The sequence below is a fragment of the Natronorubrum sp. A-ect3 genome (assembly GCF_041821125.1).
Classification (GTDB): Archaea; Halobacteriota; Halobacteria; order Halobacteriales; family Natrialbaceae; genus Natronorubrum; species Natronorubrum bangense.
This window is the reverse complement of record NZ_JBGUBB010000001.1, coordinates 1,207,555-1,226,561: the sequence shown is the minus strand read 5'-3', so window position 1 is coordinate 1,226,561 and position 19,007 is coordinate 1,207,555. Positions and strand designations below refer to the sequence as shown.

Here is a 19,007-nt window from a genome sequence, read left to right as displayed (position 1 = left end):
ACCGCACCCACTGGCGCGGTTCGGAGCATCTCGGAACGAATCAGCTGATCGGTTTCGCTGCGTCTCTCGAGTCGACGCTCAGGTCGTCTGTTTGTCTGCGTCGGTTGGCATCGTCTCAACGATGAACACCAAACTGTCGTCCTCGAGACTGCCGAGCCGAATGCTGACGGGAAACGTCTCGCCGGTCTTTCGTTGGCCGGTGCAGCTGCCGGTCCAGCGCCAGCCGTCCGCGACAGTTGGGATTGCGGCCGTTTCAAGCCGCTCGACGCTGTCGACGGTAAACAACGCCTGCCACGGCGTTCCGAAGAGTTCGTCCCGGTCGTAGCCGAACTGGACTGCATACGAGCGATTCGCGAACTCGAGGTCGCCGTCGGGAGCGGCGATCGCGATCGCGTCGTTGGCGAGTTCGACGCTGGCCAACGAGCGCTGCGAAAGTGACTCGAGCCGTCGTCGCTCGACGAGTGTTCGAATTCGATGGCGCAATCGCTCGACGGCGGTCGTTGAGTGGCCCTGTATCATGTAGTCGACCCACTGTGAGGACTGGACCCTGTCGATGGCCGCCGCTGGGTCGGCGAGTTGATCCAGAAGGAGCAAAACCGGGAGGTCTGGAGCTCGCTGTCTGACTCGCTCGAGGAAGTCGTCAACGGTTTCGTCTCGAGCCGTCGGACAGTCGCTGACGAGACAATCGACGCCGTCGAGCGATCCGAACGTGTCGGGCAACGACGTCGCCGTTCGGACCGTCAACGTATCGTCCTCGAGGGTCGTTTCGACCTGGGTTCGATACTGGCGGTCGTCGACAACGACGAGTGCCGTAATCGAGTCGCTAGCCGACGAACTGGTCTGGACGACCGTCTGCAGTGGTGGGACAGTCATCGGTGTACCTCCTTTCGTCTCGACTGCATCGATCCGAGGTCGTTACGACCGCGTGTGAACCGTTCCATCGATGAGAATGGCTCCATCGCCCTGCACCTCGACGGTATGCCCACCGTACGTAAACTCTACCCGCGCACTCATTGGCGTGTTTTCCTGAAAGAGCTGGTCGAGTGCCTCGGGGTCGATAGCGTGGTACAGCGGCTCGAGTTCGACGGGATCGGTGTCGAGGCTGTCAGCGAGGGCCTCGACGACGGAGAGACTGATCGAATCGTTGTGATAGTCGAGCGTCGTTTCAGGCATGATATCCGTAGCAATGCCAGGGATGGGTATTTGGCTATCCATTATACACGTAATCTCGTCGGTTGTCGGACACTACATGTATAGAAGGTGTGCCGGAATCGAACGACGGCGTGGGTCTGCATCGGCACGCGTGCAACGCTCACCGTCGGACTTGCCACAATATTGTGGTCGAATACAATTGTATTTTGTATGTTTATCGATTAGAAAAACCGCACCTATCATTTACGCTCGTTGTGTAGCCACCCCATGGCTGTGTTTTCGGTCTGGAGCGGATCGGGTGAGTGGGCTACCGATCGCCTACTTGCGCTGTTTGTCGCCACCGCGGTCGTACTCGTCTCTGGCTCGTGGCTCGGTGTGACACCGGCCGTGGAGTTCGTGAGACCTGACTCGTTGCCACTCCCCATCGTCCTGTTTGGCCTTGCTGCCCACGGTGACTCCAACCGGGACGGCGCTCTCGAGCGACTCGTGACCGAACTCGAGTCGTTCGTCGCGACGGTCCGCACCGGCGAGCACGAGGCGTCCGAACAGTCGCCACGAGACCGGGTCGATCGCATTCGAGAGGCAACTGCGGCCGTCAATACCGAACACGAGCGAACCGATGACCTCGACCGGCTCGTAACGGCGATCGACGACCTGACGACGGCGGTGGTCGACCGAGAACGCGAGTTCGCTGCGCGAGAACAGAAACTGCAGACGACGAGCGCGCGACTCGAGGCGTTGTTTGAACGCTCACCCGACATGATCGACGTTCTCGATACCGAGGGGACGCTCGTTGAGGTGAACCAGCGATTCTGTGACGAACTGGGGTATGCCGAAGACGAACTGCTTGGGACGAATATCTGGGAGTACGACCAGTCGTTCAACGCAGCCGAGGTCCAGACGCTGCTTGAAGGTGTCTCCGTCGGCGATCGGCGGAAGTTCGAAGGCCAGTATCAACGTCGCGACGGCTCGACGTTCCCCGTCGAGATTCACCTGATCAGGGTCGACCTCGTCGACAAGGATCGGTTTCTCGTGATCAGTCGAGACATCACGGATCGCAAGGAACGCGAACAGACCCTCCGTGAGCGTGACCGCCAGCTGACGACGTTGATGAGCAACGTCCCAGGGATGGTCTATCGCTGTCGAAACGAGCCCGAATGGCCGTTCGAGTTCGTCAGTGACGGCTGTCTCGAACTCACTGGCTACGACCCTGACGACCTCGTGAGCGGTGCTGTCAACTGGTCGTCGGATATCATTCTCGATCATCACGACGAGCTCTGGGAGACGGTACAGCAATCGGTCGACGACCGGGAACCGTACCACGTGACGTTTCCGATCGAAACGGCCGACGGCGAACGCCGCTGGGTCACCGAACGCGGCCGCGGCGTCTTCGCCGACGACGGCTCACTCGAGGCATTGGAAGGTGTCATCACGGATATTACCGAGCGCGTCGAGAACGAACAGGAACTCGAGCGCACGACTCGCCTCTTAGAGCAGTCCCAACGGGTGGCGAACATCGGGGGCTGGGAACTCGACGTTCGCGAAGAGCCCTACGACCTCCAGTGGTCCGACGAAGTCGCCCGGATCTATGGCCTCGAACCCGACCCTGACGTCGATCTGGTCGAGTCACTCGGGTCCTATCATCCGGCGGACCAGAACGCGCTCCGGCTGGCGATCGAACAGGCGATCGAAACGGGTGAGCCGTACGACCTCGAACTCCGGCTCGATCCGGCTGGTGAGGACGCCGACCGGCGCTGGGTCCGGACCATTGGCGAGCCCGTCCGAGAGAACGGCGAGGTCGTCAAACTTCAGGGATCGATACAGGACATCACCGAACGAAAGCGTCGTGAACGGGACTTACGCGAGACGAAACGGCGACTCGAGCTCGCACTCGAGGGGACGAACACGGGAATCTGGGAGTTAAACGTCGAAACGAACGACCTCAACTGGAACGACACGTTACAGCGGATCGTCGGCCTCGAACCCGGCGAGTTCGAGGGGACCTACGAGGCCTTCATCGAACGCGTCCATCCGGAAGACATCCCTCGAATCGAGGCTGCACTCGAGCGAGCCATCGAGAACGACGAGCTGTACCGGGATGGGTTCCGGATCAGACACGAGAACGGCGACTGGATCTGGGTCGGCGGCCGCGGCCGGCTGGTGGTCGACGACGACGGCACGCAGCGGGTGGTCGGGATCAACAACGACATCACCGAACGCAAGCGCCTCGAGAACGAACTCGAGCGGACGCTCGACCGGATCAACGACGCGTTCCACGCGATGGATACGGACTGGAACTTTACCTACATCAACACACAAGCCAAAGAACTGCTCGGCGCCGAAGACCGGGAACTGATCGGCAACAACATCTGGGATGAGTTCCCCAGCGCCGTCGACTCACGGTTCGAGGAAGAGTATCGCCGCGCGATGCAGACTCAGGAGGCGGTCACGTTCGAAGAGTATTCGCCCGTCGTCGACGCCTGGGTTGAGGTGAACGCCTACCCCTCCGAGAGCGGGCTATCCGTGTATTTCCGTGACATCACCGAGCGCAAGGCGCGCGAACGCGAACTCGAGCGCTACGAGACGATTATTCAGGCACTCGGTGACCCAGTCTACACACTCGATGCCGAAGGCGAGTTCCAGTTCGTCAACGACGCGATCGAAACGCTCGCGGGCTACGAGCCGTCGAACCTGATCGGTGCCGATGTCTCCGATCTCCTGCCACCGGACGACCTCGAAACGGCTAGGGAACTGGTCCGTGACCTCCTCCGTGAGGGAACGCCGTACGAGGCCTACGAAGGCGATATCGTCACCGCGAACGGAGACATGATCGAGACGGAGACACACGTCGCACTGTTACCGATGGATAATGGCGAGTTCACCGGGACCGCGGGCGTCATCCGCGATATCACTGAGCGAAAAGAACGCGAACGCGAACTCGAGCGGACGCGGGACCTGCTCGAGCGTGTCCAGCGGATGGCGAAAGTCGGTGGCTGGGAGTTAGACGTCGACGCAACGCCACGGACGGCGATCTGGACCGATGAGATGTATCGGCTCCACGACCTCCCCCACGGGGTCACACCCGATCTCGAACGGACGATCGAGTGCTACCACCCCGACGACCGCCAGTTCGTCCGCAAACAGCTCGAGACAGCGATCGAAACCGAGACGGGGTACGACCTCGAAGCGCGGCTCCAGTCCGACGACGGAGACGTCAGGTGGGTGCGGGCGATCAGCGAACCCATCCACGACGATGACGGCACTCTCGACAGATATCGTGGCACGGTCAAGGACGTCACCGATCAGAAGCGACGGGAACTGGCCCTCGAGTCACTTCACGACACCGCCCGTGAGCTGCTCAATGCAGAGACAACACCAGCCGTTGCTGATCTCGTCGTTGAGACAGCCGCGGAGTTACTCGAGTCAGGAACTGCAAGCGTCTATCTGCTCGATGCCGAGACGAACCGATTCGAGCCAGCCGCGTCGACGACTGACTTCGTCGACCAATCCGGTGGTGCACCGTCGATCAGGGCCGGTGACGGTGATTCCGTTCTCTGGAACACCTACGTGACGGGAACACAGACGGTCGTCGACGATCCCGACATCGGTGCCCGATCGCCGCTGTTTGGCGACGATGTGCCGGGAGGGCTGCTCGTTCCGATCGGCAACCACGGCGTGTTCGTCCTGGTTGCCTCGCCGGCGACGATCGACGACGAGACTCGACAGCTCGTCGAAACGCTCGTCGCGACGACCGAGGCCGCGTTCGACCGCCTCGAGAGCGAGGCGAACGTGCGGGAACGCGATGCGGAGCTGGAAGCCCAGAACAGCCGCCTTCGACGCCAGATCCAGATCACCAACATCATCAGAGAAATCGACCGATCACTCATCGGTGCCGATAGCCGCGGTGAAATCGAGCGAACCGTTCCCGAACGGTTGCTCGAGGCCGACAACGTCTCGTTTGCCTGGATCGGTGCCCTCGACGCAAGCGGGACGACGCTCGAGCCACGCACCTGGGCTGGTAGCGAACCGGAGTATCTAGACGCGCTGTCGCTGGATCTCGAGGGCGATTCCAGTGAGCCTGCACTCCAGACGATTCGCTCAGAAACGCCAACGCTCGTCGAAAACGTCGTCGAGGGGCTCAAGCGCGAGCCGTGGCGACGGAGCGCACTCGACGCAGGCTTCCAGTCGGTCATCTCTGTCCCGCTTTCGTTCGAGGAGTATGGGTACGGCGTCCTGTCGGTGTACGCCACCGAGCCGGACGCCTTCACCGACCTCGAGCGAACGGTGTTTGCCGAACTCGGTGAAGGGATCGCGAGCGCGATCAACGCGGCGAAAACCCAGGAGGCGTTACACGCCGAGACGCTTGTCGAACTCTCGCTTGCACTCGAGGCGGACGATGATATCCTGTCTCGAATCGCATCCAAGACTGGTGCACGCGTCGTCTACGAGGGGCTTGGAACACACTCTGGATCGGAGACGGTCCTCTTTTTCGAGACCAGTGGGGTGGCCGCAGCCGACGTCACGGCTGCCCTCGAGACGCTCGTCTCCGTCACGGAGTATCGACTCATCTCCGAGTCGGATGACTCCTGTTTCTTCGAGGCGACCGTTTCGGGCGATGTTATCGCCTCGCGGCTGGTCCGCCACGGCGCAAGCCCGAGAACGATTCAGGCGACCAGCGCGGGCCTCGACGTCACCGTCGATGTGCCGACGACGACTGACGTTCGTGAGTTCGTCGAGATGCTTGAAGACCACTACGCCAGCGTCGACCTCACCGCTCGGCGTCACGTCCAGCGGACGACCCACACCAGACAGGAACTGGTGACGTCGCTGTTCGACGAACTGACTGATCGACAACTCGAGGTCCTTCGAACCGCGTATCTGGCTGGCTTCTTTGAGTGGCCACGCGAGAGCACCGGTGAGGAGATCGCCGAACTGCTCGAGGTGACACAGCCGACGGTCAACCGACATCTCCGCATCGGGCAACAGCGACTCCTCGAACAGTTGTTCGGAGACACGACACTCTCACTCACCGAAGAGCAGTGAGATCAGTGGCGTGCGTTCGACTCCACTGACGGTCGACCGCCACTCAGTATGCCGTTGGCAGTACGACTCTCAAGAAAGGAACACCCAAGAATGGGGGCCACATAGACTGTCGTATGGAAACGTCCTCCGATCATCGCGATGGTGCGCCGCTTCGATCGGCGCTCGTCGCTGTTGGACTGACAATTTTCGGACTGGTTGGGGCCAGCATCGCAACCGTTCCAGCGATTGTCGCTGATCCAGCACTCCTCGAGGGGATGGCTGATGCCTCGATCGAGAGCCGAACCCTGTATATGATCCTGAACTTCGTTGGGATGGCACTGGCAGGGGCGATCTATCTCGCTGCGACCGGCCGTGGCTGGTCGTATGTCGACATTCGGATGCCGACGAAGACCGGCTGGTGGTATGTCCTCGGTGGCATCATCGCCAGCATTGCCTTCTTGTTCGCTGTCAACATCCTGCTTCAGCTCTTTTCAGTGCCAGCCGCAGAGAGCGAGGTCGTCGAAGTCGTCGGCCAGGACCAGACGATGATCCTGATCATGATCGTCATCGTCTTTTTCTTCAACGCACCTGCCGAGGAGTTCCTCTTCCGAAACGTCATCCAGAAACGGCTCTACGACGCCTTTACGCGGCTCCAATCGATCCTTCTCGCGAGTGCAATCTTCGCGCTCGTTCACCTCCCGATGTACGTCACCCTCGCCGAATCGATGCTGGCGACCGTCTCCTCGCTTGCAATCATGTTCGGCGGCTCGGTCATCTTCGGCTACCTCTATGCGAAAACCGATAACCTCCTCGTACCGACCGCCTCTCACGCCGCGCTCAACGCCTTCCAGTTCGGCGTTCTGTATCTCGCAATCGAGTACGACCTCGAGGAAGCCCAGACAGCGCCTTCGGTGTTGTTCGACGCCGTCGCGGCCGTTCCGCTGTAGCGCTCGTTCTCGGTAGCCGTTTTGTCGTCGCCACATCCGCGTCGCCGTCCGTTCTTTTATTAGTGCCCGCTGGTGAGAGAGAGGTATGTCTCAGGCGAAGGGTGACCGCCGCGAACGGGAACTCGTCAACGAACTCGACAACGCTGGCTTCGCGGTGATGCGCGCCCCCGCAAGCGGCTCTGCAACGGAACGCGAACTCCCTGACGTGCTCGCTGGTGATGGCGAGCAGTTCTACGCAATCGAGGCCAAATCCAGCGCCGGCGACCCGATCTATCTCACTGGCGAAGAGGTCGAGGCGCTGATCTACTTCGCCCAGAACTTCGGTGCCAAACCCCGTATTGGCGTTCGCTTCGACCGCGAGGACTGGTACTTTTTCCACCCTGCCGACCTCTACGTCACCGACGGAGGCAACTACCGGGTCAAAAAGGAAACCGCCATCGCCGACGGCACCGACTTCGCCGAGTTCGTCGGCCGCTCGGAGAAAGTCACCCTCGAGGAAGTCGGCGACAGCGGCGACGACGGCCCGGACGAAGACATCCTTCGCGTCTTGAACGCCGTCGAGCAGGGTGTCATGGAGATCGAGGAAGCCGCGACACTGCTCGAGTAACGCGCTTGCGAGCAGGAACAGTTGTTCACATCAGTCGCCCGCCGCGATGACATCCGTCAGTGTCTCGGGATCAACCGGCGCGTACCGAACGATCGAGTCGAACGCCTCGAGCGCCAGCCGATCACCGCTCGTGATCCCGCGTGCCGACGGCGTCTCGAGTTCGGTCGCAACGAAACGCTGTGCAACCAGCGCCAGCCGCCCGTTCCCGGCCTCGAGTTGGGTCTGCGCTTCCGCGAGCAATAGCGCGGCCGTGAAGACGTCAAAGACGTAGTGGGCCAGTCGCTTGGCCGAGAGCTGTGCGTACTCGGTGTCTTCGCCGGCCAGCGTCGCGAGTGCGTCCGAAAGGTCGTGATACTCGGCTTCGACCGTGTCGACGGCCTCGGCGAGGGCTGGATGCGACACGCTCTCGAGTCGGTCCTCGATCGCCCCGAACAGCGGTTCGTGGGCGTTCTCACGCTCGAGTGCGCGAAGCACGTCCAGTGAGAGGATGTTTTCGGTGCCCTCCCAGATCGGCAACACCTGTGCATCCCGGAGCAAGCGGTTCGTGACGAAGTCGTCAACGTAGCCGTTGCCGCCGTGGATCTCCATGCCGTAGGAAGCCGTCTCGACGGCCATCCGGGCCGTTCGAGCCTTGGCGATCGGGATCAGGAGTCGCATCAGTCGGTAGGCGTCGTCAGCGTCGTCGCCGGCTCGCTGGGCGCGTTCGCGTTCCGAAAACAGCCGCGCTGTCTCGAAGACGTACGCCATCGCAGCCTCGTGGTCGACGGCCATATCGACCAGATCTGCACGCATCAACGGATACTGGTCGATCGTCTCGCCGAACGCGTCGCGGTTGGCAGCATAGATCTTGCTCTCGAGCAACACCCGGCCGATGATGCCACAGGAGGCCGCAGCGTTCGACAGTCGCTCGAGATTGAGCATCTCGGTCATCTGCTTGAATCCGCGTTCTTGTTCGCCGACGAGGTATGCTTTCGCGCCGGTGAACTCGACCTCGCCTGTCGGAACAGCGATGGTGCCGAGTTTGTCCTTGAGCCGGCGATACAACTGGTCGTTGACATCCTTGGGCGAGAGTGGCCCGTCCTCGAGTCGGTCGCCTTTGGTGTACGGACCGCTCTCGAGCGTTGGATCAGCGTGGGGAACAAGAAACATCGAGAGACCGTCCGTCCCGTTGGGAGCATCGTCAGTCCGGGCGAGTGCGAGCGTCCCTTCGGCGTCGATGTTCGAACAGAACCACTTTTCGCCGGACAGGCGCCAGCAGCCTTCGTCTTCGTCGTACTCGGCTCGCGTTTCGTTTGCACCGACGTCGCTGCCGCCCTGCTTTTCGGTGAGAAACATTGCCCCCTCGATGAGGGCGTCGTAGCTGCGGCTCGTCAGCCCCTCGTAGTACTCGCTGAGCGAGCCGTCGTCGAACTTCTCGAGGACGAGCGCCACACCTGCGGTCATCGCGACGGGACAGTCGAAACCGGGATCGGCATAACAGAGCAGATACTGCATCGCGAGGTTGTGCGACAGCGGCATCGGCTCGTCCCGCCCCGGCGGGGCTTCGAAGGCGTCTGCGACGATTCCTAACTCGTAGGCCAGTCGCTCGTTCTCGAGCTGTTCGGCCGGGTACCGAACCCGGTTCTGTCTCTCGCCGTGTTTGTCGTAGGGCTCGAGTTCCGGCCCGTGGTCGTCGATGTAGTCGGCGTTGTCTGCGATCGTATGGCCGACGGCGTGGCCGAACTCGGCGAGTCGTGGCGCTGCCCACTCGAACTCCGCAGCGGTGTAGATTCGCCGGAGCTCGCGCTCGAGCGTGTGGTCGAGGTCCCAGTAACTGATGGCCCGTCCCTCATCGAACTGTCCGTAGTCGATGCTCGAGTGCATGTCATGGCTATTGTTGTCGAATCACAATAAAACAGGAGTGAAGCAACGATTCCGCCGTTGGTGTGCGTTGTCGGCGACCAGCAGCCGGGTTCGTCACGAGGAACCGAGACGAGCCGGCTGCTTCTCGAGTCGCGTCCGTGGGAAGACGTACACCTTCAGCGACTCGGGGACGACGCCGTGACGGGCCACGGTGGCGTGGGGATAGACCGCACCGACGACAGGCACGTCTGGATTGTAGCTCTCGTTTGTGCCGTACTCGGCGACGGTGCAGTCGGCCGCGCCAATGCGGACGGCGTCGGCTCGCAGCACAGAGACGTCGACGACGGTGAGCCGGTCGCCGGTCTCGCGGTCGACGACGGTATCTCCCGGCCAGATCGTGTGCGTCTCGCAGTAGAACGGCCCGGGATCGGTTTCGTCGACGAACACCGTCGTCTTGCAGTCGTGACACGGAACGGTGATCTCGCCCGGCGGTGGCGTCCGCCCGTCGGTAATCTCGATGGCGATTCGTCGGATGTGTTTACACCGAACCCCACGGAAGACGTGATCCGGACAGGTACAGCGACCCCCTTCGAGATCGACGAGATAGGTCTGTTCGCTGGCTGATTCGACTTCGTACAGCCCGTCGCCGAGCGGGAGCACCGACATCGGTTCGGTGCGGGCACGGCGCGAGCGCCCCTCGAGGCGGTCGCCTGACGGTACTGGCAGTGGTGTTTTCGGTGACGCTGTTGTGTTCATGATGCGTCAAGGGTGCCGATCACGACTGATCGGCTCGCAGTTGGTCGGCTAGCTATTCGAAGATAGTAGGCACTCGAGAGTGATAACGAACTCGCCGGCAGCTGCAAGCTCCCGCTTTATATAACCGCTTCAGCGCGAGGGCGCGCCCTCGTGACCGTGGGTACAGTAGCCACTGAAAGTCAGTGCACACCCGGTCGCACGACAGCTGTCCGATCGGTGTGTAACCCGTTTCAGTTGTTATGATAGTAGTCGCCTGTGCTCGATCATCTCGGCGCGTTTCTCGTGGCGGTGCGTCGGCGCGGCCTTCGAAGCGCTTTTGACCCGGCCGACGGAATCGATTCCATAATGCTCGAGCGTGAGCGAATCATTGAAATCGTCGTCGCCGTCGCCTCTGTCATCCTGATGCTTGGCGTCATGATCGGTATCGGTTCCGAATACGGGGCCGACAACGGTACTCTGTCGCCTGAAGGGGGCGAGTTACTCGTCGGTGCGATCATTGGCTTTATCTTCCTGCTGACCGCTGTCGGCCTCGTTCTGGCGTTTCTTTTGAACGAGCCCGAAGACGGACTCGAGACGGACGACGATCCGGACGCCCAGAGCGCGGCATAAAAACGGCAGCAGCGTTTTCACGTCGTCTCGATAACATGATGTATGGACAACTCAGAGTCAACGACTCAGTCGCCCTCGCGACTTCGGGGACTCGTTGTCGCTGTCGCCGTGTTGCTCGGATCGTCACTGTTCGTCAGATCGACGTCCGTGATCGATCCAGCCGCCGCTGGTGTGGTCCTTGCTGGAGTCGCCGCTGGACTCGTGTGGAGACGCTCTCGGACGGCGACGGCGGATGACGAACACGAGGACGACGACTCCGACGTCTGGAACGCGATCCCATCCTGGCAGTATGGGGGTCGACACGTCGAATCAGGTGGTCTCGCCCGTGGTGAGCAAGAACGTGCGCTCCAGGAGATCCAAGAACAGGCCGACGAACTGTCTAGAGATCACGAATCGTAGCCCTTTGACGACCTGGGTGTGACGCTCGGCTAGTCGCCGCTTGCGGACTCGCCGTCGCTCTCTTCGTCGCGCCAGTCTTCGACCTCGTCGTCGTCGGCGTCGTCGATCCGCTCCTCGTAGTAGGCCATCGGGTGCGGAATTCGTTCACAGAGGTCGTCTTTGTTCACGCAGTCGCCGTAGGATTGCATCGTCGCACACGATGGGGCCGAGTACTCCGTAGGCGAAGAGTCACCTCGGATATGGTCGGTCTGGTAGCGGGTCATCTCCTCGCCAAACGACGAGTTGACCCGGTAGAGATCGACGATCTCGTCGGTCTCCATCCCGATGTTCGATAGGAACGCGGTGATCGCAAACCGGGAGTGGTGTGGCAGATGTTCACCCTTCTGGATCCCATCGAGCAGGGCTTTCATACACGGCGGGAACAGCTCCGGGACGACCGTATCTATCTCGCGAGTCAACTCGAGGTCCGCCAGTACCTCCCGGATCTCGGCGACGTCGTCCTCGAGTGCGGCCTCGATCACGTCGGGAACGTCGAACGGTAGTCCATCCTCGATACGGCTCCGAACGGCTTCTTGCAGGAGTGTCAGCAGTTCAGCCTCTGTCACTGGCACCTCGCCGTCGGCCAGCGCACGATTGACCAGATGCCACTCGTCTTCCCAGAGGTCCTCCGCCAGTGGGAGATAAGTACCGACGTCGATCCGATACCCGTCAGTGGTTTCTCGAACGACAGCCTGGAGGTCGAACTCCGAGAGCACGGTCTCGAAATCCAGTCCCGTCGAGTCGACGCTTTTGAGTTCGGTTGTCGTCTCGAAATCGGCGGTGAACCGGTCGTACGCGGTCGCGGCCTCGGCACGGGCGTACTTGCGCACGAGAATGCGCTCGTCAACCATCGAAACGAGAACGCGCGCAACGGGGTACGAGAGCAACTCGACACGTGGCTCTCGGTGTGGGTCGCCGGTCTCGCCGTCCTCGAGTGCCGCGACAACGCGCTCGCGGGCGCGGTCGACGACTGCCCGGTCCTGTTCGACGACGGTGGCCAGATCGACGGCCTCAGTCGCCACAGCGTCGCGGGCTGCCTCGAGAAACGGGTACCGGGCGTGCAGTCGCTGCATCGGTAATCCGATGTTACTGCGCGGGGTTAAAGCCGCTGATTGTGCGCCGATCCTCGAGGGTCGACTTCAAGGGGATCCGATACGTCACGTCGAGTATGTCACGGGCGATACGAGACGGCGTGTCGATTTACTACGGGTACGACGAGAGTGAAGACGGCGGCACGCCGGTCGTCTTCGTGCAGGGACTGGGCTACGGTCGATGGATGTGGCGCTGGCAGCGGGAGGCTGTTCAAGACGCCTTCGACGTAGTTGCACCGGACAACCGCGGGACGGGCCAGTCGGATGCCGGTCTTCCGCCGCTCGTCCCGCGCTTGCCGCGCAAACTCCGCGCACTGCTCATCTTCAAACTGGCGGGCTACTCGATCGGTGGGCTCGCGGCTGATCTCGAGGCCGTCCTCGACGATGCCGGCGTTCGCGAGGCACACATCGTCGGCGCGAGCATGGGTGGGATGATCGCCCAGCGCTACGCCCTCGAGTACACCCGGGCGAAGACGCTGACGCTCTGTTGTACGAGCCACGGCGGTCCCGACGCCGCGCCGGTCCCCGAGGAGACACAGGAGTTCATTTTTGACGTTCCAAAGGGGGCAAGCGAACGTGAGACGCTGCGCCATCGGATGCGACCTGCGTTCAACGAACGCTTTACGAACCGCAACCCGCATCTGATGGACCGGATCATCGAGTGGCGACTCGAGCAGGATGCCACCGAGCCGGCACGGGAGGCCCAGGCTGCTGCCGTCCTGGACTTCGATGTGAGCGATCGGCTCAGCAGACTGCGAGTACCGACGCTGATCCTCCACGGCACTGACGATCAGGTCGTTCCTGCCGTGAACGGTCGACTGTTGAAAGAAGCAATCCCGGATGCGCGACTCGAGCGGATCGAAGGTGGCTCACACCTGTTTTTCATCGAAGACGCCGACCGAGTCAACGAGGAGTTGCTGGCGTTTCTCGACGAACACGAGTGATCGGACGTGGCGGCTGCCAGCCGCTATGTCCCGTTTGAACTCCTCGCGGCGGGTGCGTCGTGGATTCGAATCTGCCCGTCGGTTCGAACGCCGATGTCGAACCCCTCGTAAATAAACTGTAGTTGGTGGGTGCCAGCGTCGTCGACTCGTCGAGCGTGCGCGACCAGCGAGTCGAGCGCATCTGGCTCGACGGCCTCATAAAGCGGCGTCAGCTCGAGCTGGCTGGTCTCGAGCAGTGTTGCGACCGCCGTGATGATCGCGTCACTCGCCTGCTCACCGGCGTCCGGATCGAACGTCGTTACACATCGTGGCTCACCAGTTGCTGGTGTGTCTGTGGCGTCGTCTCTGGAGGGCATTACTGTCTTGTACCGGAGAAAGACTGGTAGGCAGTCTCCTTCCTATGTTCGATTTTTAAATGCGGCTGTTCACTCGCTTTGGATGCGCGGGGCGAGCATATAGGTAACCTGCCCCTGTCCCTCGCCGAAGCCAAAGTAGATCTTGACCGGGAACTCCTCGCCGAGTGCGAGCGTGACCTCGGTCGTCGAGGGGATCGCCTTGTTCATATCCTTGAGATAATCGAGCGAGAACAGCGAGTGTGCCGGACCGACCTGGAGATCGATCAGGTCATCCTGAGTCAACTCGAGGTGGACATCGTCAGTGTCGCCCTCTGCATTGACATAAAAGTACTCCTCGGTCTCGTCGACGCCAAGTGCGATGTGGTCGGAGACCATGTCGGCGGCTTTGACCGACCGGTTGACGTCTTTGCCCTCGAGGATGACCTCTGCGGGAAGATCGAGATCCGGAATGTCCGGCTCCTGTCGGATGGAGTCGGGGTCGATGAGCGCAAGCGTGTACTCGAGCCCGTCGATCTGGATCTGGAGTTTACGCGTCTCTTCGTCGAGTTCGAGCTGGATGAGCTGGCCGGATTCGGCCATGCCTGCGATGTCCTCGAGTCGGGAGAGGTCGACACCGATGAGCCCGCCGTCGGCTTCGTAGGATTCAAACGCAGCCGCATCGAGCGAGAGGTCGACCATCCCGACGTTGGCCGGATCGACGGCCCGGATTTCGAGGCCGTCTTCCTCGAGGTGGATTTTGCACTCGTCGACCAGCACACTTACCGAATCGAGCGCGCTGGTGAGCGTTTCCGCGCTCACGATGGCCTTGAACATATAGCTCTGGGTACGAACGGTTGCCATAAAAAGGCACCCTTTGCGCGTGGCCAGCGCACGGTCGATATCGCACTCAAGGCGGCTGTTCGGCTCGCGTTTTTCGTGTCGGCGGCCCGTATCAGCAGGTCTTTCCGCTTCTGGCCCATACCGTGGGTACGAATCAGATCGAACGTCCTCGATCCGACTGGTAACATCGGTCGTGCCGATGCTGTCGGCCACTCGTTGGTCCGGCTTCGGCAGCAAATCGTTACCGGAGACAGCTCATGACACGACGCGATCAGTACTACAACAAATCGAAGCAGGAAGGATATCGGAGTCGCGCAGCCTACAAGCTCAAACAGCTCGACGATCTCGAGAACGTCATCTCTGGCGGCGATACGGTCGTCGACCTCGGGGCTGCACCCGGTGGCTGGCTTCAGGTCGCCGCCGAGAAGGTCGGCCCACCGGGATCGGTTATCGGTGTCGACCTCCAGCGAATCAAGGATCTCGAGGATTCGACGCTCAACGACCGGGTCGAAACGCTCCGTGGCGACATGACCGAAGACAAAACCCGTGAGCGTGTTATCGACGCCGCAGGTGGCCCCGTCGACGTCGTCGTCTCGGACATGGCACCCAACATGTCCGGCGAGTACTCACTGGACCAGGCTCGGTCATTGTATCTCGCCCGACAGGCGTTCGAGACCGCACTCGAGATTCTCGACACCGGCGGCAACTTCGTCGTCAAGATCTTCGAGGGGCCGGACGTTGACGACTTCCGTGCCGACGTCGAAGACGAGTTCCAGTACGTTCGTGTCACCTCGCCGAAAGCCAGCCGTGAGGAGTCGTCCGAGATCTACTTCATTGCCAAGGGTCGACTCACTGCCCCGGTGCGACCGGGCGACGAACTCGAGGTCGAGATCATCGACGTCGGCTCCGAAGGTGACGGTATCGCCTCCATCGACGGCTACCGACTGTTTGTCTCCGGGGCTGAAACTGGTGATAAACTGACAGTTCGTGTCGAGGACGTCAAACCGAACTTCGGGTTTGCAGCGCCGGTCGACGACGAGTAAGCCGTTACTGCGGGCCGTGTCCGTTCTCGAGGCGATACGTGAGTTCGATATCCGTCGTCGACTCTTCTGCAGTCGCGACGTAGAGTGTCTCTAGTTGTTCGAACAGTTCCGTCGCGTGGTCGAGTTCGCCAGTGTCTTCGTGGGCGATTGCCAGTTCGTCGTAGAGGTGCCCGACCGCCTCGTGGAGCGCACGTTGTGTCGTCGCTGTTGTTGGGAGCTTGACCGTCCGAATTTCGGTCTCATCCACGCTCTCTGAAGCCGATGGTGTCATGCCGTACGAGACGGCTTCCATCCCACATAATACCTTTCATAATAAGCAACGGAAACAGAGATTGGAAACGCGGTCAAAAACGGTTATCCGACTATCGGCACCCTCAGACGAGGGTTTGCTGGCGTTCGATTGTTCCGACCAGTGGCTGAATCGTGCTGTTGGGAAGAAGATATTAACTGGACATATATAATTATTACTGTGGCTCGAGACGGTCCGCGCGACGAGCGATTTGAAGTGGTCTCCCAGTGGCTTTCTGCTGCTATCGGAACACGTTGATTTCGACGGGAAGGTAGCAACTGAGTTCACGGCCGACGGCAGAAGAACCGTCGTGGTTGACCGCTGTGTCGAGCGCACGGCTCTGATACGGACCGTTGTCCGTCAGTTCCGACACGACCACGACCTGTCCTGTGGTCGCGCCGGGAACTCGGTACAGCAATGAAAGCCGGTGTCGTGACGGGTTACTCGTCGGTCTCGAGGCGGTCGTGGCGGTCGTCGATCTCGTCTAAGATGTCGAGTGTTTTTCGAATCGAGGCACGGATTGCATCGCTTCGATTGACGAACTTGCCGTCGTCGCCGACGTGTTCATCGAGATCTTCGAGGAGTTCCTGTGGGACTTCGACGCTGATCTTTGGCATCAGTCTGCGTGGTCGTTCGAAGGGGAGTCTCTTATACTGTCGGACTATTTGGCGACGGCGCTGGAGTCTGGCTCCGGTTCCGATGCAGTCTCGCCGCTGTCACCGCCCCCGCCGAACAGTCGTCCGCCACCGGTGAACACATAGAGGATGGCCAGTCCGAGCATGTAGGTTAGCGCGATCGGGATAGCAAACAACAGCATCGTCAGGATGCCTTTCGGGCTGGCGAAGGCGGCGATCGTGAAGATGCCGACGACGACTGGCCGCCAGCGAGCGAGCATCGTCCGGTAGCTGATGATCCCGCCGACGTGGAACAGTGCCATCGTGACGATGATGTTGAACAGGAATCCGACGCCGAGGGTCGTGTAGATCACGAGCCACGAGAAGCTGTTGATCCGGTAGGTAACATCCATCCCGTTCTGAACGGCGTCGGTGATGAGATACGAGATGACCGCCGGGGCGATCCAGTAAAACCCGAGGAACAACCCAAGCCCGAAGCCGGCGAACAGCGCGCCGCCCCAGATGAGGAACACGCGCTGGTCTCCGCGAACGAGCCCGCGTTCTTTGGCTGCCGGCCAGCCCCAGTAGAAGAGCATCGGTAAGACGGCGATGAACGCGAGGATCGTACTGACCTTCACCATGAAGATCAGGACTTCCACAGGGTGGAGCGCGATAACGAGCCCCAGGTCGCCGATCACTTCTGTTGTCACCTCGTCCGACGTCATCGGCTCCTCGGTGACTTCGTCGAGGACTTCGGGTGGTACCCGGTCGACGAACTGCGTGAGGATGACCCCGAACCCGCCCTGATAGAGCGCAATAAAGGACCCACCGAGGACGGCCATGAAGACACCCACGATGTAGATCGTTTTCGAGGTGAGACTGTCGACAATAAACGCGAGGTCGTAGGCGTAGCCACCGATGTCGTCTTCGGTCGTCTCGTCTTCCGTAAATGGATCGAGCATCCCAGCAGCAGTGCTCGAGAAGAGGCTTTCCTCCTCATCGCCGCCTTCCGACGCGGCTGTGGCGCCTGCTGCGGTGCCGCCACTGCTTGCAGCGTCTTTTCCATCGCCAGCCTGTTGCTGTTCTTGCAGCGTATCGAACCGATTGAGGATCGCTTCGGCTTTCTCCCGGTTGTCGTCGTACATCGCCTGTCGGGAGTACTCGAGGGCGTCGTCTTCGCTCATCTTGAGGAAGACTGGTGCCGGGATGTCCGCGATGTCCTCGGCCGCGAGCGTCTCGAAATCGACGTCGTCGGGCTCGTCTGCACTCCGGATATCACCCTCTCGCGGGTAGACTGGGGAGCGAAGCACCATCGTCGTGTAGCCGATGAGGACGAGCAGGCCGACGACCGCGGCGACGATTGCTCCAACAGCGACGTCGCCGAGCAGCCCGTGTTCGACCGCGATGGCCTCGAGACCGAACGTTCCCTCGGGGCGGTAGCCGGCGGGAAGCAGCGGGTAGACGGCCTCCTCGAGCTGGTCGAACCCGCCCTGATTGACGAACGCTGCCGTCAGGACGCCGACGCCTGCCAGCCCGCCGACGAACTGGAAGACGCGTCGTTTCATCAGCCCCGTACCCGTGTCGAGTTCGGCCGAGCCGCGTCGCCTGATGTTGGCGACGACCTTCGCGAGGCCGAGACTGAACACGTAGAGTGCAACCAGTGGCAACGCCCACATGACCAGCGTGAACGGGTCAGGTGGGGAGAACATCGCGCCGAAGACCGTGATGGCAACGATCGCGTGGCGCCATTTGTCCCGGAACGTCTCGTAGGAGACGATCTCGGTGTACGACAGCACGCTCATCAACAGCGGCAGCTGTGCTGCAAGACCGAACGAGAGCGTCAACAGGGCGACGAACTCGGTGAACTCCGTGATCCCCCAACTCGGGTTGACACCGGCGTCGAAGGCAACGGCACCGAGGAAGTCGAACGCATACGGGAAGAAGATCACATAGGCGTAGGTAACACCGACCCAGAACAGAACAAACGAGGCCGTGGCGAGTCCGGCCAGATACCCCTTAGAGATTGGGACAACCGACTGAACGCCGCGCTCTCGGAGTGCATCCCGTGAGTAGTAGAGCAACACTGGCAGCGCAACGATCACGCCGACCAGCATTCCAATCTTCGCCTGTAAGAGAATTACCTCGAACGGCGTTCTGGTAATGATGTCGGTCGCCTGCGCGACATCCTGGCCCATCTCGGCTTTCGCCGTCGCCTCGAGGAAGTCCCAGATGAAGACCCGCAGTGCATAAAAAGAGCCGATGAACCCGAGCACGAAGACGATAAACACCTTCTGGAGATGCGTCTGCGCGCTGGAGAGTAGTGCGCCGATCGTCTCTCGGCCAGTGGTGATCGCTTTGGCTGTATCTTCTCCGACGGCAGAACTCATTTACTGGCTGTTGGTAACTGACATCCAGTTATCAACCTTTCGAGTGAGTAGATCGAACTCGTCGATTTCGGATCTTGTCGCTCTCCACCAG

General features: G+C 61.0%; 17 protein-coding genes. 7 read left to right on the top strand and 10 right to left on the bottom strand.

Features of this window, described 5'->3' with window-relative positions:
• Positions 1 to 78: 78 nt before the first annotated feature.
• A complete protein-coding gene (locus ACERJA_RS06180) occupies positions 79 to 873 on the bottom strand; it encodes a PAS domain-containing protein (protein WP_373607360.1) in 795 nt (264 codons plus the stop codon).
• Between the two features lie 42 nt (positions 874 to 915).
• Positions 916 to 1,173, bottom strand: a complete 258-nt coding sequence (locus tag ACERJA_RS06175) for a HalOD1 output domain-containing protein (RefSeq protein WP_373607464.1) — start codon at positions 1,171 to 1,173, stop codon at positions 916 to 918.
• Between the two features lie 246 nt (positions 1,174 to 1,419).
• Between ACERJA_RS06175 and ACERJA_RS06170 the strand changes: the two genes are divergently transcribed.
• The 3 genes from ACERJA_RS06170 to hjc all read left to right on the top strand — a co-directional run bounded on the left by ACERJA_RS06170 (position 1,420) and on the right by hjc (position 7,728).
• A complete protein-coding gene (locus ACERJA_RS06170) occupies positions 1,420 to 6,195 on the top strand; it encodes a PAS domain S-box protein (protein ID WP_373607359.1) in 4,776 nt (1,591 codons plus the stop codon).
• Positions 6,196 to 6,308: 113 nt separating this feature from the next.
• Positions 6,309 to 7,121: a lysostaphin resistance A-like protein gene (locus ACERJA_RS06165; protein ID WP_373607358.1), complete on the top strand. Its 813-nt coding sequence runs from the start codon at positions 6,309 to 6,311 to the stop codon at positions 7,119 to 7,121.
• 85 nt (positions 7,122 to 7,206) lie between these two features.
• Positions 7,207 to 7,728, top strand: a complete 522-nt coding sequence (gene hjc / locus ACERJA_RS06160; RefSeq protein WP_006066059.1) for a Holliday junction resolvase Hjc — start codon at positions 7,207 to 7,209, stop codon at positions 7,726 to 7,728.
• Positions 7,729 to 7,758: 30 nt separating this feature from the next.
• On the opposite strand, the gene ACERJA_RS06155 is transcribed toward hjc, so the two are convergent.
• Positions 7,759 to 9,591, bottom strand: coding sequence for an acyl-CoA dehydrogenase family protein (locus tag ACERJA_RS06155; RefSeq protein ID WP_373607357.1), 1,833 nt, complete (start codon positions 9,589 to 9,591; stop codon positions 7,759 to 7,761).
• A gap of 93 nt (positions 9,592 to 9,684) precedes the next feature.
• Positions 9,685 to 10,326, bottom strand: a complete 642-nt coding sequence (locus ACERJA_RS06150; protein WP_006066063.1) for an SWIM zinc finger family protein — start codon at positions 10,324 to 10,326, stop codon at positions 9,685 to 9,687.
• 345 nt (positions 10,327 to 10,671) lie between these two features.
• Between ACERJA_RS06150 and ACERJA_RS06145 the strand changes: the two genes are divergently transcribed.
• Both ACERJA_RS06145 and ACERJA_RS06140 read left to right on the top strand, forming a co-directional pair.
• Positions 10,672 to 10,935, top strand: coding sequence for a hypothetical protein (locus tag ACERJA_RS06145; protein WP_006066064.1), 264 nt, complete (start codon positions 10,672 to 10,674; stop codon positions 10,933 to 10,935).
• Between the two features lie 42 nt (positions 10,936 to 10,977).
• Positions 10,978 to 11,334: a hypothetical protein gene (locus tag ACERJA_RS06140; RefSeq protein ID WP_006066065.1), complete on the top strand. Its 357-nt coding sequence runs from the start codon at positions 10,978 to 10,980 to the stop codon at positions 11,332 to 11,334.
• A 29-nt stretch (positions 11,335 to 11,363) separates the two neighbouring features.
• On the opposite strand, the gene priL is transcribed toward ACERJA_RS06140, so the two are convergent.
• Positions 11,364 to 12,446, bottom strand: a complete 1,083-nt coding sequence (gene priL, locus ACERJA_RS06135; RefSeq protein WP_006066066.1) for a DNA primase regulatory subunit PriL — start codon at positions 12,444 to 12,446, stop codon at positions 11,364 to 11,366.
• Between the two features lie 95 nt (positions 12,447 to 12,541).
• Between priL and ACERJA_RS06130 the strand changes: the two genes are divergently transcribed.
• On the top strand, positions 12,542 to 13,408 hold the full coding sequence (locus ACERJA_RS06130) for an alpha/beta fold hydrolase (RefSeq protein ID WP_373607356.1): 867 nt from the start codon (positions 12,542 to 12,544) through the stop codon (positions 13,406 to 13,408).
• Between the two features lie 23 nt (positions 13,409 to 13,431).
• Here the strand turns inward: ACERJA_RS06130 and ACERJA_RS06125 are convergent, their stop codons facing one another.
• Both ACERJA_RS06125 and ACERJA_RS06120 read right to left on the bottom strand, forming a co-directional pair.
• Complete coding sequence (locus tag ACERJA_RS06125; protein ID WP_006066068.1) at positions 13,432 to 13,764, bottom strand: HalOD1 output domain-containing protein; 333 nt, start codon at positions 13,762 to 13,764, stop codon at positions 13,432 to 13,434.
• 69 nt (positions 13,765 to 13,833) lie between these two features.
• The gene (locus tag ACERJA_RS06120; protein ID WP_006066069.1) at positions 13,834 to 14,577 is read right to left on the bottom strand and encodes a DNA polymerase sliding clamp; all 744 of its coding nucleotides are present in this window, start codon (positions 14,575 to 14,577) and stop codon (positions 13,834 to 13,836) included.
• 263 nt (positions 14,578 to 14,840) lie between these two features.
• Here ACERJA_RS06120 and ACERJA_RS06115 point away from each other — a divergent pair, with 263 nt between their 5' ends.
• Positions 14,841 to 15,626, top strand: coding sequence for a 23S rRNA (uridine(2552)-2'-O)-methyltransferase (locus tag ACERJA_RS06115; protein ID WP_373607355.1), 786 nt, complete (start codon positions 14,841 to 14,843; stop codon positions 15,624 to 15,626).
• 4 nt (positions 15,627 to 15,630) lie between these two features.
• Here ACERJA_RS06115 and ACERJA_RS06110 read toward each other — a convergent pair whose 3' ends face one another.
• From ACERJA_RS06110 to ACERJA_RS06100, 3 genes are all read right to left on the bottom strand, one after another.
• The gene (locus tag ACERJA_RS06110; RefSeq protein ID WP_373607354.1) at positions 15,631 to 15,897 is read right to left on the bottom strand and encodes a hypothetical protein; all 267 of its coding nucleotides are present in this window, start codon (positions 15,895 to 15,897) and stop codon (positions 15,631 to 15,633) included.
• A gap of 458 nt (positions 15,898 to 16,355) precedes the next feature.
• Positions 16,356 to 16,532 carry a ribbon-helix-helix domain-containing protein gene (locus ACERJA_RS06105; protein WP_006066072.1) on the bottom strand — a complete coding sequence of 59 codons (177 nt, stop codon included), beginning with the start codon at positions 16,530 to 16,532 and terminating at the stop codon, positions 16,356 to 16,358.
• A gap of 44 nt (positions 16,533 to 16,576) precedes the next feature.
• On the bottom strand, positions 16,577 to 18,916 hold the full coding sequence (locus ACERJA_RS06100) for a twin-arginine translocase subunit TatC (RefSeq protein ID WP_373607353.1): 2,340 nt from the start codon (positions 18,914 to 18,916) through the stop codon (positions 16,577 to 16,579).
• Between the last annotated feature and the right edge of the window lie 91 nt (positions 18,917 to 19,007).

Excerpts from the sequence above, each read along its gene's own strand:
- ACERJA_RS06125 (WP_006066068.1), bottom strand. The coding sequence starts at position 13,764 with ATGCCCTCCAGAGACGACGCCACAGACACACCAGCAACTGGTGAGCCA.
- priL (WP_006066066.1), bottom strand. The coding sequence starts at position 12,446 with ATGCAGCGACTGCACGCCCGGTACCCGTTTCTCGAGGCAGCCCGCGAC.
- ACERJA_RS06110 (WP_373607354.1), bottom strand. The coding sequence starts at position 15,897 with ATGACACCATCGGCTTCAGAGAGCGTGGATGAGACCGAAATTCGGACG.
- ACERJA_RS06150 (WP_006066063.1), bottom strand. The coding sequence starts at position 10,326 with ATGAACACAACAGCGTCACCGAAAACACCACTGCCAGTACCGTCAGGC.
- ACERJA_RS06140 (WP_006066065.1), top strand. The coding sequence starts at position 10,978 with ATGGACAACTCAGAGTCAACGACTCAGTCGCCCTCGCGACTTCGGGGA.
- hjc (WP_006066059.1), top strand. The coding sequence starts at position 7,207 with ATGTCTCAGGCGAAGGGTGACCGCCGCGAACGGGAACTCGTCAACGAA.
- ACERJA_RS06175 (WP_373607464.1), bottom strand. The coding sequence starts at position 1,173 with ATGCCTGAAACGACGCTCGACTATCACAACGATTCGATCAGTCTCTCC.
- ACERJA_RS06100 (WP_373607353.1), bottom strand. The coding sequence starts at position 18,916 with ATGAGTTCTGCCGTCGGAGAAGATACAGCCAAAGCGATCACCACTGGC.
- ACERJA_RS06130 (WP_373607356.1), top strand. The coding sequence starts at position 12,542 with ATGTCACGGGCGATACGAGACGGCGTGTCGATTTACTACGGGTACGAC.
- ACERJA_RS06180 (WP_373607360.1), bottom strand. The coding sequence starts at position 873 with ATGACTGTCCCACCACTGCAGACGGTCGTCCAGACCAGTTCGTCGGCT.
- ACERJA_RS06115 (WP_373607355.1), top strand. The coding sequence starts at position 14,841 with ATGACACGACGCGATCAGTACTACAACAAATCGAAGCAGGAAGGATAT.
- ACERJA_RS06165 (WP_373607358.1), top strand. The coding sequence starts at position 6,309 with ATGGAAACGTCCTCCGATCATCGCGATGGTGCGCCGCTTCGATCGGCG.
- ACERJA_RS06120 (WP_006066069.1), bottom strand. The coding sequence starts at position 14,577 with ATGTTCAAGGCCATCGTGAGCGCGGAAACGCTCACCAGCGCGCTCGAT.
- ACERJA_RS06145 (WP_006066064.1), top strand. The coding sequence starts at position 10,672 with ATGCTCGAGCGTGAGCGAATCATTGAAATCGTCGTCGCCGTCGCCTCT.
- ACERJA_RS06105 (WP_006066072.1), bottom strand. The coding sequence starts at position 16,532 with ATGCCAAAGATCAGCGTCGAAGTCCCACAGGAACTCCTCGAAGATCTC.
- ACERJA_RS06170 (WP_373607359.1), top strand. The coding sequence starts at position 1,420 with ATGGCTGTGTTTTCGGTCTGGAGCGGATCGGGTGAGTGGGCTACCGAT.
- ACERJA_RS06155 (WP_373607357.1), bottom strand. The coding sequence starts at position 9,591 with ATGCACTCGAGCATCGACTACGGACAGTTCGATGAGGGACGGGCCATC.